The organism is Bacillus sp. 275, from assembly GCF_001999205.1.
GTDB lineage: Bacteria > Bacillota > Bacilli > Bacillales > Bacillaceae > Bacillus > Bacillus velezensis.
Genome location: NZ_CP019626.1, coordinates 3752084 through 3765755, shown reverse-complemented (window position 1 = coordinate 3765755; position 13672 = coordinate 3752084). Strand labels below are relative to the sequence as shown.

14 protein-coding genes and 1 riboswitch are annotated in these 13672 nt (G+C 45.6%); of the genes, 2 read left to right on the top strand and 12 right to left on the bottom strand.

What is annotated here, in order from left to right; translation table 11 throughout:
• Window positions 1-33: 33 nt before the first annotated feature.
• The 9 genes from BZ167_RS18480 to BZ167_RS18440 all read right to left on the bottom strand — a co-directional run bounded on the left by BZ167_RS18480 (window position 34) and on the right by BZ167_RS18440 (window position 8599).
• Window positions 34-1017 carry a YpdA family putative bacillithiol disulfide reductase gene (locus tag BZ167_RS18480; RefSeq protein ID WP_015417732.1) on the bottom strand — a complete coding sequence of 328 codons (984 nt, stop codon included), beginning with the start codon at window positions 1015-1017 and terminating at the stop codon, window positions 34-36.
• A gap of 105 nt (window positions 1018-1122) precedes the next feature.
• Window positions 1123-2397, bottom strand: a complete 1275-nt coding sequence (gudB, locus tag BZ167_RS18475) for an NAD-specific glutamate dehydrogenase (RefSeq protein WP_003153413.1) — start codon at window positions 2395-2397, stop codon at window positions 1123-1125.
• A gap of 160 nt (window positions 2398-2557) precedes the next feature.
• Entirely contained in the window at window positions 2558-3142 is a 585-nt protein-coding gene (locus BZ167_RS18470; protein ID WP_003153412.1) for a genetic competence negative regulator, read from the bottom strand.
• 151 nt (window positions 3143-3293) lie between these two features.
• Window positions 3294-4082 (bottom strand): metallophosphoesterase, encoded by a 789-nt coding sequence (locus BZ167_RS18465; protein ID WP_012117876.1) that lies wholly within the window; start codon window positions 4080-4082, stop codon window positions 3294-3296.
• Between the two features lie 86 nt (window positions 4083-4168).
• Window positions 4169-4627 carry a YpbF family protein gene (locus BZ167_RS18460; protein ID WP_007409443.1) on the bottom strand — a complete coding sequence of 153 codons (459 nt, stop codon included), beginning with the start codon at window positions 4625-4627 and terminating at the stop codon, window positions 4169-4171.
• A 68-nt stretch (window positions 4628-4695) separates the two neighbouring features.
• Window positions 4696-5478, bottom strand: a complete 783-nt coding sequence (locus tag BZ167_RS18455) for a LysM peptidoglycan-binding domain-containing protein (RefSeq protein ID WP_060674344.1) — start codon at window positions 5476-5478, stop codon at window positions 4696-4698.
• Window positions 5456-6043, bottom strand: a complete 588-nt coding sequence (locus BZ167_RS18450; protein WP_007409441.1) for a CPBP family intramembrane glutamic endopeptidase — start codon at window positions 6041-6043, stop codon at window positions 5456-5458. The genes BZ167_RS18455 and BZ167_RS18450 overlap by 23 nt, the downstream gene beginning before the upstream one ends.
• A 14-nt stretch (window positions 6044-6057) precedes the next feature.
• Entirely contained in the window at window positions 6058-7548 is a 1491-nt protein-coding gene (locus tag BZ167_RS18445) for a RecQ family ATP-dependent DNA helicase (protein ID WP_060674346.1), read from the bottom strand.
• Window positions 7541-8599, bottom strand: coding sequence for a YpbB family protein (locus BZ167_RS18440; RefSeq protein WP_060674349.1), 1059 nt, complete (start codon window positions 8597-8599; stop codon window positions 7541-7543). The genes BZ167_RS18445 and BZ167_RS18440 overlap by 8 nt, the downstream gene beginning before the upstream one ends.
• A gap of 268 nt (window positions 8600-8867) precedes the next feature.
• Between BZ167_RS18440 and BZ167_RS18435 the strand changes: the two genes are divergently transcribed.
• Window positions 8868-9116, top strand: a complete 249-nt coding sequence (locus BZ167_RS18435) for a ferredoxin (protein WP_003153403.1) — start codon at window positions 8868-8870, stop codon at window positions 9114-9116.
• A 141-nt stretch (window positions 9117-9257) separates the two neighbouring features.
• Here the strand turns inward: BZ167_RS18435 and BZ167_RS18430 are convergent, their stop codons facing one another.
• Window positions 9258-9830, bottom strand: a complete 573-nt coding sequence (locus BZ167_RS18430; protein ID WP_015417737.1) for a riboflavin transporter FmnP — start codon at window positions 9828-9830, stop codon at window positions 9258-9260.
• 147 nt (window positions 9831-9977) lie between these two features.
• Window positions 9978-10112: riboswitch (FMN riboswitch) on the bottom strand.
• A 206-nt stretch (window positions 10113-10318) separates the two neighbouring features.
• On the opposite strand from BZ167_RS18430, the gene serA reads away from it, so the two are divergent.
• Complete coding sequence (gene serA, locus BZ167_RS18425; RefSeq protein ID WP_007409437.1) at window positions 10319-11896, top strand: phosphoglycerate dehydrogenase; 1578 nt, start codon at window positions 10319-10321, stop codon at window positions 11894-11896.
• A 45-nt stretch (window positions 11897-11941) separates the two neighbouring features.
• On the opposite strand, the gene BZ167_RS18420 is transcribed toward serA, so the two are convergent.
• Window positions 11942-13003 (bottom strand): hypothetical protein, encoded by a 1062-nt coding sequence (locus BZ167_RS18420; protein WP_060674351.1) that lies wholly within the window; start codon window positions 13001-13003, stop codon window positions 11942-11944.
• Window positions 12978-13562 (bottom strand): RNA polymerase sigma factor SigX, encoded by a 585-nt coding sequence (gene sigX / locus BZ167_RS18415; protein ID WP_003153399.1) that lies wholly within the window; start codon window positions 13560-13562, stop codon window positions 12978-12980. Before sigX ends, BZ167_RS18420 begins: the two co-directional genes overlap by 26 nt.
• Between the last annotated feature and the right edge of the window lie 110 nt (window positions 13563-13672).

Genomic DNA, 13672 nt, shown 5'->3' with positions numbered 1-13672 from the left:
TTTCAATTTTTTTAAAAAAGAGCATATGAATGATCATATGCTCTCTGCACCCAGCCGTTTTGATATTTCATTTGCGATCAAGCCGCCGTGAAAACGTCCGTTCTCGATAAAAATTTCGTTGGCGTTATTTCCAGCCGCAATGACTCCGGCGATAAAAACACCGTCAACATTTGTTTCCATCGTTTCTTCCCGGAAAAACGGCCGGCCTGATTCCGCATCAATCCGCACACCGATTTTTTCGAGGAAACCGTGATCGGGATGGTATCCCGTCATGGCAAATACGAAATCGTTTTTCAGCCGGACCGTCTCATTTCGGCTGGAGCGGAAAATGATTTCATCTTCCGTCACTTCTTCAAGACAAGCGCCGAATTCCATCCGGATTGTGCCGTTTCTGACGAGGGCCTCAAACTCAGGCAGAATCCACGGCTTGATGCTCGGGGAGTACTCATGTCCTCTGTAGAGCACCGTGACGCGCGCACCGGACTTCACCAGTTCCAAAGCCGCGTCCACACTTGAGTTTTTCCCGCCGATCACAGCAACATCTTTATCAAAATAAGGATGGCCTTCTTTAAAGTAATGAAATACCTTAGGAAGCCCTTCACCCGGTATGTTCATATAATTCGGATGATCATAATATCCTGTCGCAATGATACAAAACGGAGTGAGGTAGCGGTCTTTTGATGTTTCTACAAGAAAACGGCCGTCTTCCTGTTTCGTTACGCGCTCCACCGTTTCAAAGGCGTTTACGCGCAGCTCTTTTCTTCTGACAACCTCTCTGTAGTAAGAGAGAGCCTGTATTCGGACCGGTTTTCTGTTTTCCGTAATAAAGGCGACATCGCCGATCTCCAATTTTTCACTTGAACTGAAAAAAGTTTGGTGGGTCGGATAGTTATAAATGCTGTTTACGACATTCCCTTTTTCGATTACAAGCGCGTTCACGCCAATTTGCTTCAGATGTATAGCCGCCGATAATCCGCAAGGACCTCCGCCTATTATAATTGCTTTTTCTTCTGTCATGTCCTTCAACTCCTGCGATTGGCATTTCCATCATAAGTTTCCACTCATATAAAAAATCTCCTATATTATCATAGGAGATTTTTTTTGTTTATGCAAACGATTGGTTTATATCCAGCCTCTGAAACGCGAAGCCTCCGCCATTTTCCGCACGCCGACCATGTAAGCCGCAAGCCTCATGTCAATCCGGCGGTTTTGGGACATTTCATAAATATTATTAAACGATTTTATCATCATATTTTCCAGTTTTTCCTCGACTTCTTCTTCACTCCAGTAGAAGCCTTGGTTGTTTTGAACCCATTCAAAATAAGAAACCGTTACACCGCCGGCGCTCGCCAGAACATCGGGAACCAGCAGCGTTCCTTTGTCTGTCAGGATTTTCGTTCCTTCCAGTGTCGTCGGTCCGTTTGCCGCTTCTACAACGATTTTCGCTTTGATGCGGTCAGCGTTCTCTTCTGTAATTTGGTTTTCGATCGCCGCCGGGACAAGTATGTCACAGTCCAGCTCAAGCAGCTCCTGATTCGTAATGGTGTCATTGAAAAGCTTCGTCACCGTTCCGAAGCTGTCTCTGCGGTCAAGCAGATAATCAATATCAAGACCGTCCGGATCGTAAAGGCCTCCGTACGCGTCAGAAATTCCGACAACTTTCGCACCGGCGTCATGCATAAACTTGGCCAGATAGCTGCCCGCGTTTCCGAAACCTTGTACGACGACGCGCGCGTTCTGAATATCGAGACCTTTTTTCTTGGCCGCTTCTTTTATGCAGATGGTGACGCCTTTTGCCGTCGCTGATTCCCTGCCGTGGGACCCGCCGAGTACAAGCGGTTTTCCCGTAATAAAGCCGGGTGAGTTAAATTCATCAATTCTTGAATATTCATCCATCATCCAAGCCATAATCTGCGAGTTTGTAAATACGTCAGGCGCCGGGACGTCTTTAGTCGGTCCGACAATCTGACTGATTGCTCTGACATATCCCCTGCTCAGCCTTTCAAGCTCTCTGAATGACATATTTCTCGGATCACAAACAATTCCGCCTTTACCACCGCCATAAGGAAGATCAATAATTCCGCATTTTAAACTCATCCAGATGGAAAGTGCTTTCACCTCTTTTTCAGTTACATTCGGGTGAAAACGAATGCCGCCTTTTGTCGGACCTACGGAATCATTGTGCTGCGCACGATAGCCTGTAAATATTTTCACAGACCCGTCATCCATCCGAACAGGAATTTTAACCGTTAATAATCTGAGCGGCTCTTTCAGCAGTTCATACACTTCTTCTGGATACCCCAATTTTTCCAGAGCTTTATGTATTACGGTTTGGGTTGATTTTAATACATCATGTTTGTCTTCTTCATTATGACCGGTGAATCGATCGGCTGCCATTTGAGTTAACCTCCTAAAATCTTCTGTTTCTCTCATGCTCCCTTTCAGTGACTAGTATACACCTTCAATATCTCCGTGCATAGAAGAAAGACAATGATTTTTCCATTATTTCGCTTAAAAAAAGACGGCCGCTGAAAACAGCTGCCGTTTCAAATCTTTTTTATGAAAAATGTTTCTGGATGGTCTCCACAGCATTGCCGTCCATGATGAGTTTTCCGTACTCATGGAGCCTGTAAATCGTAATTGTCGCCGGGTGTCCGTATTCAGCCAGCACCGCGATGACGCCTTCGGCGGAACGGGAGCCGAGGTCTTCAAGGCTTACATAGTATTGGTTCTCATAGTGGTAGACGGTGCCGCCGGTAATCCCGATTCGGTGAAGGCTTCCGGCAAGCTGAATGATATCTTCAAACGAATGGAACTGATAAATAATATCCGGACTTTCGTCAAGTTTGACCTGCATCTCGATATAATCATCGTCATATTCGTCATCTTCTGCGTCCGCGTCATGATTTTTCGTTACAATCACAACCATGCCTTGTGCCTGAAGAGAATATACTTCCACCGCGATCGGACCATTCGCTTCAAAGCCGAGCTCTGTATTTGCTTCATTCATCATATCTTTAAATAACTGGTGGACTTTAAACGAGTCCTTCCAGAGGTCTTCTTTTGTCAGTCCCCGATCAGTCAGATCGTCGAGGGTTAAAAAGATTTTAATCTTATTATAGTTCAGACGCTCAAGCCGCATAATGTTCCCTCCTGCCTCTTCTTGCACACAAATCATATAACACAGTATATGAATAAATGAGTCATAGGTTCTTAATTTGTTATCAGTTTACACCGTGTACAGCGGGAAGACAAGCAGAATGCCGTTTTTTATCACCGCGGCCGGGTTTGTTTCAGGAAGACGGCTCATCCGGTCCGCACAGCGTAATCATATGCGTCTCCGGTTTCGCCCCGAGCCTCAGCGGAACTTTTGTCGTCCCGTAGCCGTTGCTGATCAGGTAATGCGCTTTTTTTACCGTTCCCGTCCCGCCCAATTCGTACGGCCCGAACCGGCCGAAACGGATTTGGCCGCCATGCGTATGGCCGCTGAACACAGCGTCAATCCCGTCTGACTCCCTCATCTGCTCATGGATGTCCGGGTTATGGCAAAGCAGGAGGTTTACTTTGTCAGCATCCGTATATCTGATTGCAGATTCGTAATCATCCATCATCATCCTGATATCATCCACCCCGCAGATCGTAACGGTTTCCCCTTTATAAGCAAATTGAACCGATTCATTTCTCAGCGGGATCACTTTATATGCCCGTAAAAGAGAGAGCAGTTTTTGCTGGCTGACCTCGTAATCGTTATTTCCCCACACATACATGACAGGCGCGAGAGCCGTCAGACGTTTGATGTTTTCTTCAATTCTGGCGTAAGGAACTCCGCCCTCCGCCAAATCACCGCCGAGCAAAACGGCATCCGGCTTATAACCTGCCGCTTCGCGGAGAAGCTTTTCATCAATTAAACGGCGGTGCACGTCAGATATAAAAAAGATGGTGAGCGGCTTCATCCCCTTCATTTTATCAAGCGTAAATGTATGTGTTTTCAGATGGCTGCCGTTTGCCGTTTTGTACATAACGGCCGCCATAACCGCAGCCGCTCCCGCCAATGAGCCGAGAATTCCCGCTGTAAGCTTCATAAACGCACTCTCCATTCTGTCATTGTCTTATATTAGACGGACAAACAAAAAAAGACGTTTCTATCCTTTCCGGAAAACGCCTCATTTTATTTGCTTTCAAAATAAAGATTGATATCATACCGATGTTTCATCAAGTGGAAAACAGATTCTCTCGCCCTCCATTTTTCAGGCTGGGGCCATAAATCCGTGCTTTTTTGGATAATTTCACATCTCAGTTTATGAAATTCACCCTCAGCTTTTTCTTCCTTTTTTTTAAAATAATAAGAAGTGCAATACGCAAAAGCGGAAGCCATAATCCAGCACAAGTAAACCGTATGGCCTAATATTTCCTGCAGAATCAGCTGCGGAGAGGCTTGGGGGGCATTAAAGCTTTTAAACATCAGCAGTATGCACATCAGGGAAAAACAAACGAGGGACGCCCACTGCCATCTTCGGCATTGTGCGGCATAATTTTCGTATTTTAATTTCCGTTTCACCAGCGCCTGAAGCATCTGTTTCGTCGGTCCGTCAGCAAATCGGTCTAATTGCTTCCATAAAGAATCCATGCGCTTCACACCTTGTCCGTTTTCATTGGTACACTATATGAAAAACGCGGTGAAAACATGCATTTATTTTAATCAGACAGCGGAATGTTCAGAACCTGGCCGGTGTACACGTCGTTTCCGTTTAATCCGTTGTAGCTGCGGATTTTTTCTTCGCCCGCCCGGCTTTTATAGTATTTCATTGAAATACGGTAAAGCGTTTCTTTCGGCTGTACAGTATGCTGTACGGTCCGCACTTTTTTTGGGACAGTCCCGGCTTGATCACTCGCCTCAGCCGGAGCCGCTTTTTCACGGACAGCCGGCGGAGACTGCTGTTTTGTCTCCGCGTATTCGGTGTCTGTCGGCTTTACTTGTTTTTCTGAGGGCGTTTCCGTTTTTTTAGGTGTTTTTTCACTTGGTTTTTCACTTGGTTTTTCTTTCGTTTTTTCAGGTGCAGCCGCTTCTTTCTTATCTTTGTCGTCAGACTTTTTTTTCGGTTGTTCTAAAAGAGCGGTTCCTGACGTTTCTTTCTGAGCGCCTTTCGGAATAACGGCAGGCGCGCTTTCACTGTGGTCTATGAAGACATCTTCATAGTCCTTCGGGTCAAATCTGCTGCTGTTCGTCATATAAAGAAGACCGAAAAAGACACCGATTGTTACGATAATGAACAGGACGGTCAGAAAAGTGAACAGCGGCGTTTTTGTTTTGGTTTTTTCCTTCACCTGCTCTTCCTTTTTTTTACGCTCCTCTTTTACAGATTGTCTTGTCGGGAGGCTGTCTTCAAGATATTCAATTTGTTCATCCGCGGCCGCGGCAACCTGCTGCTCGGCACGCAGCTGAGCTTTTCTTCTTTCAACTCTTGACATTTCCGTCATGCAAACCCCTCCTAACATATTGAAAACGGATCTGACAGGCAAATACCGCATCAATAATAAAATGCGCTGTAACCGGAACGAATAAATTGCCGGTCCATTCATAGATAAGCCCCAGCAAAAGACTGATACCCGCAACCATCATAAACAGAAGCCACTTCGCCAAGTATCTGAAATGAAGCACGGTAAAAATGAAGCTGGCGGCCCATAAGCCGATATGTGTCTGCAGAACGCCTCTGAACAAAATCTCTTCGCTAAACGAAATGAGGAGCGTCAAAAACAAAATATGCAGCACCGGCCTGTTCTTAAAAAGCAATACATTAATGCCGCCGTCATCATATAAATGCGAAGGACACCATTTCATCACCGCCAGATCGGCAAAAATGACAAGAACGGCAAGAGTTACACCGTACCATATGATATTATCGTCACGTATATGCCACAGCTTTAAAAAATCGTGAATGTCGGTAAAAAAGAAAAAGCCGATAACAGCTGAAACCGCCAATATGAGCAATTGGGTGGCATACAGCTGCATCACAATCTCCCGGTCTGAGAGCTGCCGGATCAATTCGCTTTGCCGTCTCAGCTGAACTCACCCGCAGACTCTGATCCGAAAATCCGGCCTAATTCCAGCTTCCAATCTTCAAACCGTTCCATATTTTTACGTTCTCCTTTTTGCTCGTACGGAGCCAGATCAAGTCCGCAGCTGCTGCAGCATTGTCCGGTTTGACAATCAGGCTCATACGGTTCATCAAAATAAGACAGCAGCGCTTCTCTTATACATTCTTTCCGCTCTAATAACGCCGAAAAACGATTCATTTTACGCAGCTTCTTTTCCACGCGGTATGTCAGTTCTTCCTGCAGCTGCTCTTTTGTGGTTTTTCCTTGCAGATACAGATGGACGGCCGTTCGCGCCTGTGTTTCCTGGACGCCCTTATTGATCAGAACGTCCCGAAGCTTTCGCTCATCACTCGTACCGGCATCCCGTATGACGGCCAGAATGCCTTCCAGGTCATAATCAGACAGGCTTTCTGTCTGAATAATCTGCTGCTGAAGCTCGGTATCGCCGGGCGCCCTCAGCAAAATACTGACACTCGGGCTGCCGTCGCGTCCCGCTCTGCCGATTTCCTGCATAAAGGCCTCGGCCGTTTGGGGAGGATAAAAGTGAATGACAAAGCGGATATCTGACTTATCCACACCCATGCCGAACGCATTGGTGCAGCAAATGCAATCAAGCTGGTTATGGATAAATTGCTGCTGGATTAAAATCCTGTCGCCTGTATCCATTCCGCCGTGATAATAATCCGTCCGCTTTCCCGTTTTTTCGTTCAGCTCAGCCGCAAGCTCTTCCGCCCATTTTCTGGTCGGACAATATATGATACCCGGGCCTTCAAGCTTTTCGGCAAGCTCCGTGAGCCTGCTTATTTTTTCGGTATTATCAGCCAAATGTTCTGCCGCCAGGAGAATGTTCGGCCGGTTGACTGAATAAAGATGACGCACCGCATGCTCAAGTCCGAGCACATCCGTCACGTCTCTGAGCGTTTCTTTTGTCGCTGTTGCGGTCAGCGCCAATACAGGCGGCTTTCCGAGTGCCTGCCTGAAAGGCCCGAGCTTCGAGTAATCAGGCCTGAAATCATGTCCCCATTCTGATATGCAATGAGCCTCATCAATAACAAATAAACTGACCGGGACATTTTTCAAACGGTTCAGTACATAAGGTGAAGAAAGGGCTTCAGGAGACATATAGAGAAATTTATACCGGCTGATGTTGCTGAGGATAAAATGCCGCTCTGCGGAATTCAGCATGCTGTTTAATGCCGCAACCCGCTTTTCTCCTTTCGCTTTCAGCTGCTGCACCTGATCTTCCATTAATGAAAGGAGCGGCGAAATAATCAGCACCAGCCCGTCCATCATGTAACCCGGGAGCTGATAGCATAATGATTTTCCCCCGCCGGTCGGAAGCATGGCGATCGTATCTTTTTTTTGGAGCACGCTAGTCATAATCTCTTCCTGCCCTTTTTTAAAGGAATGCAAACCAAAATACCTGGATAAAGCTTTATGCAGCTCAGTCATGCTGATTCACCGTCTTTGCCAGCGCCAGCCTGATCTGAAAATAGCTGAAGCGCATCTGCATTCCTTCGCGAATCCGTTTAATTTTATTCGTCTGATGCTGTTTTGCAAATGCCGTTATCATACGCTGTTCCTCTTCAGAAAGATACTGTTCTGTAAAAAATGCAGGCTGATGCAATGATATTTCTACGATATGATCTTCGATTGTGGCGGTTTTTAAATTTCTGACCGCGGCGATCCGTTCAATCGGAAACCCTTTTTCCAACAGCTCAAAGGTTTTTCTGGCAGACTGTGTCAGCGCGCTTTCCGCCTGCAGATCGGACAACAGCTCGCGCAGAGCGGGATATGCACATTGCGGAAGCGATTGAATAACATAATGTACCGCTCCCCAAAACTGGACGGACACATACCATTCATCTTCGTTCAGCTGGAGAGCGAGCTGCTTATTCGTTTTGCCGATTCTGTTGAATGAAGTTAAAGAATAGACAAAAATAAGCGCCTGCCGTTCACTTACGCCTTGCAGAAGGTGAAACAGCGTCTCATGCATTTGGACGGAGAGCTCTTTAGCGCCTCTGTTTTTCCGCATGAACCGTTTGACCCATCTCAGCGTCTGCACATCGTTTGTAACCGGGATATATTGACTGCATTGATGCTCTTTGTTTGACAGGACTTGAATGAGCAGGGAAAGCCGCCTCCACAGGGTGACAGCAGGCGTTTGATAATTCGCGCCGTGGCAGTGCTTCGGCCAAGGCCGCTCGGCAAACGCCCGTTCAAGCTTTTGAACGCCGCGCGCAGTCACTTTCCACGTTCCCTCTTCTTTTCCGGCTGTAATGTATGAGTTCTCGGTGAGTTCATGCAAAGAAGCCGCAATATCGCCGCGTTCACAATGTGAAGCCATGCCGAAATATTTAGCGATCTGAAATAAGCCGGCATCCTGAATGGTTTGAGACGACTTTTTTCCTTTTAATAAATGAAACACAGCACTCGGAGTCCGTTCGCCGTCTATTTTGTCCAGACAGTCGAGAACCACGGTATCAAAGTAGTTTATCGCCAATCTAAACACACCTACATTTCTTCTGTGACAAGTTTCGTTTTTTGGTTCTTTTTATTTTAACAGATTTTCATATAAATTTGACGTTTAAAGTCATCTTTTAGGGGGAAGTGCTAAAGAGAATCCCTTATGTGATAAGCATTCTCAATCATTTTTCTGTTGAAATTTGACACTAACATCATTACAATAAGTAAGAGGAATAGGTGTTATATTTAAAAATATATAAGGTAAACCATTTGTTCCAACACGAACAATCTGGGAGGTTTTATTCATGGCAAAGTACACAATTGTAGATAAAGATACGTGTATTGCATGCGGCGCCTGCGGAGCTGCGGCACCAGACATTTATGATTATGATGATGAAGGCATTGCGTTCGTTACGCTTGACGAAAATAAAGGCGTCGTCGAAGTTCCGGAAGTTCTGGAAGAAGATATGATTGACGCATTTGAAGGATGCCCTACTGATTCAATCAAAGTTGCGGATGAACCGTTCGAAGGCGACCCGCTGAAATACGAATAAAAAAGCCCTCCCCGTGAGAGGAGCTTTTTCGTCCTGAATAAGACTCCGGCTGTTATCGGCCGGAGTCTTATTTTTTTTGCGTGATCAAACAATCAAAAAAGCGCCCGGTCTGTGTTTTACAGAGCGGGCGCTTTGGAGTGGTTATTGTGTCTGGATGCTGCGTTTTTGTTCAATCCAAGGTTTCAGCTTCGTAAAGATGAACGTAAAGACGATGGTGATGATAACGCCTTTTACAATGTTAAACGGCAGGATTCCTGCCACAACCGCCGTTTTTAACTGGCTGTTTGACAGTGCCGGTGAATGTAAAAACCAAGTATACGCGGGCAGGATAAGAATATAGTTCAAAATGCTCATCAATACGGTCATCGCCGCGGTTCCGGCCAGCAGGCTCACTGCAAGCCCTTTTGTCGAATTGAGCTTTTTAAACATAAACGCCGTCGGCAGAATAAACAGCGTTCCCGCGATAAAATTGGCTGCCTGCCCGACAGGCACGCCGGCCATGCTTCCTTGAATGATATACTGCAGAATATTTTTAATCGCTTCAACCGCAATTCCCGCCGCAGGCCCGTAAACCAAAATGGCGATAATTGCAGGAACGTCACTGAAATCAATTTTCAAATAATCCGGCAGACCCGGAAACGGGAAATTTAACAGCATAAGCACAAAAGCAATACTGCTAAGCATACTGATGACAACTAATTTTTTTACTTTCACAATGCTCTCTCCTTTTCGATCAAATCTCTCGAAAAGAGGAAAGGTTCTTTTGCGCCCCAATAAAAAAACCGCTTTTGTTAAAAAGCGGGAGCTTACTAAGGCTTGGCAAAGAAACGTTTGATATAAGCATCAAAACGTCTGCTGAACCTCCATCTTCTCCCATCCAGACTATACTGTCGGCTCCGGAATTTCACCGGATCCTGCCGCCGAAGCAGCTCGCGGGCTTAGAGCATGATGCTCATCACCGCCGGTAGGGAATTTCACCCTGCCCCGAAGATTGATCTTATGAATTTATTCACATTATATATGATCAAGTTGCAATTGTATAGAGAACTGCTCAAATTTAAATAAAATATTGGGGAAGCCCAATTTAAGCTGATTCAGCGGTTTCCTTTTCTCCTTTACTGCGTCAATACACATTGACACTCTATTGAGAATATGATAAATTATCAGATATTTAGTCAGCTAAACTAGGAGGAAATCTAACAATGTTTCGAGTTTTGGTCTCAGATAAGATGAGCAATGACGGCTTAAAGCCGCTGATGGAATCAGACTTTATAGAAATTGTTCAAAAAAACGTCGCGGATGCAGAAGATGAATTACATACCTTTGATGCCCTGTTAGTCCGCAGTGCCACGAAAGTAACCGAAGAATTGTTTAAAAAAATGACCTCTTTAAAAATCGTCGGCAGAGCCGGTGTCGGCGTAGACAACATCGACATCGATGAGGCCACAAAACATGGGGTTATCGTGATAAACGCGCCGAATGGAAACACCATTTCAACGGCAGAGCATACATTCGCGATGATTTCTTCATTAATGAGACACATTCCGCAAGCCAATATCTCAGTAAAATCAAGAGAATGGAACCGGACGGCTTTTGTCGGGGCGGAGCTCTACGGAAAGACTTTAGGCATTGTCGGTCTGGGCCGGATCGGAAGCGAGATTGCCCAGCGCGCCAGAGCGTTCGGTATGACGGTTCATGTATTCGATCCTTTCTTAACCGAAGAGAGAGCCGGCAAAATCGGCGTAAACAGCCGGACATTCGAAGAAGTGCTTGAAAGCGCGGATATCATTACCGTCCACACGCCTTTAACAAAGGAAACAAAAGGACTGCTTAACAGAGAAACCATTGCCAAAACGAAAAAAGGCGTCCGTCTTATCAACTGCGCAAGAGGCGGCATTATTGATGAAGCGGCGCTTTTGGAAGCGCTGGAAAGCGGCCATGTCGCAGGCGCTGCCCTTGACGTATTTGAAGTGGAACCGCCAGTTGAATCAAAGCTTCCCGACCATCCGCTGGTGATCGCCACACCTCACTTAGGCGCTTCAACGAAAGAAGCACAGCTGAATGTCGCGGCACAGGTTTCTGAAGAAGTGCTGCAGTTTGCAAAAGGTCTGCCTGTCATGTCAGCGATCAACCTGCCTGCGATGACGAAAGATGAATTCAAAAAAATCCAGCCTTATCACCAAATTGCCGATAAAATCGGAAGTCTCGTGTCACAATGTATGAAGGAACCCGTCAAAGATGTTGCGATTCAATATGAAGGCACCATCGCCAAACTTGAAACATCATTTATTACAAAAAGCCTGCTGTCCGGTTTCTTAAAACCGCGTGTAGACTCAACGGTCAATGAAGTGAACGCCGGCGGTGTAGCAAAAGAACGCGGAATCAGCTTCAGCGAGAAGATTTCCTCCAATGAATCAGGATATGATAACTGCATCAGCGTAAAAGTAACCGGAGACCGGAGCACATTTACGTTAACGGCTACGTATATCCCTCACTTCGGTGAACGAATCGTTGAACTGAACGGCTTTAATATTGACTTAAATCCTGCCGGCCACCTCGTTTATATCCAGCACCAGGATACGACCGGTGTAATCGGACGCGTAGGACGCATCCTCGGCGATAACGATATCAATATCGCTACCATGCAGGTAGGCCGTAAAGAAAAAGGCGGAGAAGCCATTATGATGCTTTCTTTTGATAAACATTTAGATGATAAAGTCGTCAATGAGCTGACTTCAATTCAGGATATTGTTTCCGTTAAACTGATTGACCTTCCGTAACCAACAAAAAACCCAAAACATTCATATGTTTTGGGTTTTTTTACGTTAATGGCTTGGAAGCGGATTAGGCGCGGCAGGCACAGCGATAGGTTTTGTCACATCATAATTACCGATTTTCTTTGTATGCGCATGTGTGAACAGCACCTCAGAATAACCGAATTCCTTCGCAGTTAACAGAAGCCCTTCGATCATTAAAATCCCTTCCAGCGAATCTTCAACCTTATGTTTTTCGGACAATTGAATCCGCAGCTGCTCGCCGTCTTCCCTTTCCGATACCGATGCAATCGCATCGGCTTCTATAATGCTCGCGGTCTGTGAGCCTCCGTCTGTTGTCTTCATCCCGTCAATAGCCTGATATACTGAATAATAGGTTTGTTCAGACGGGATGAGATACTCTTGTCCCAGACTGTCGCTGTAAGAAAAATACGCCCGGTTTGTCTGTTTATGTACGGACATCTCAGCGGAAATGCCGTAAGATTTATAAAAATCCTGTCCGGCTCCGTTTTGAACCTTTTTCAATTTAATCCGCTCGTAAGGACTCCATGTCAAAGTCTCTTTCAGCATCTTTTTCAATAAGTCAGCATCGGCAACTGATTCGATAGAGAGCCGCCCGTTTACCTGCACAAGCAAATCCTTCTTATCCGCCGTTACCTGCACACCGTCCAAAAGGTTCGGCACAGACAGGAAGGATTCGGGCACTTCTAGGTTTTCTGCTTCGGATAAAGCCTCTGATACCGATTCATCCGGCTTCTTTTTTTCAAAACTGACCGGTATGACGGCGGATGTATCTGAATCGGCAAACGCCAAAGTAATGTAATTGTTTTTGTTTTCGTTAGAAACGACAAACGTCTTCTGATCCGGCTTGACAGCAGCTGACTGACTGGCTTTTTCAGCTTGACCGCTGTCAGCTGTAAGATCACCGGCAGATTTGTTTGTCATCAGGTGAGGAGATATAATCAGAGCGATGCACAATGCGCAGACGCCGGCTGCGGCGGGGCCGATCCAGCTTCGAGCCGGTTTTTTCCTGTACGGTTTACCCGTTTCAATATTCCGGTAAATGGCCTCGGGTGAACGATGATCTCTAACCGCCGGAAGTTGTCTTAACAACTCCTCTACTCTTTCTTCGTTCCAATATGACTTCATCATCCATTAGCTCCTCCCTCAAAAGCTCCATCTGTTTCCGAAGTATTTTGAGCCCTCTATGTTGGGTCGTTTTGACTTTGCTTTCCGAGAAGCGGAGAGCGGCGGCTGTTTCCTGAATGGAATATCCCTGAATAAATCTCAAGATAATAACAGCTCTTTGATCAATGGTGCAATGATCAAGCGCGGTATATATTTCCCGGACGTTTTCATGCTGTACGGCGAGTTCATCCGGAAGCAAATGCTGATCTCTGACATCTTGTGTATCCCAATCAAACGTACCCATAATACGCTGTCTGATCGTCTGCTGCTTGCGGAACCAGTCAATCGCCACATGGCGTGCGATGGATAACAGCCATGTTTTTTCACTGCTTCTTCCTTCAAATGTATGATAGGAATTCAAGACGCGGATATACACTTCCTGCGTCAAATCTTCAGCCTGCGACTTATCTTTTACCATATAAAATAAAAATTGATATAAATCTTGATGGTATGCATCATATAATATCTGAAAGGTTTCTTCCATGGGAAACCCCTCCGTTCACTTTTTTGTCGTAAAAATGCGTTGAAAAGTTACATTACAACTATATTACGAGAAACTGGAATTTGGAAGGGAATTTATATTAACATATTCTT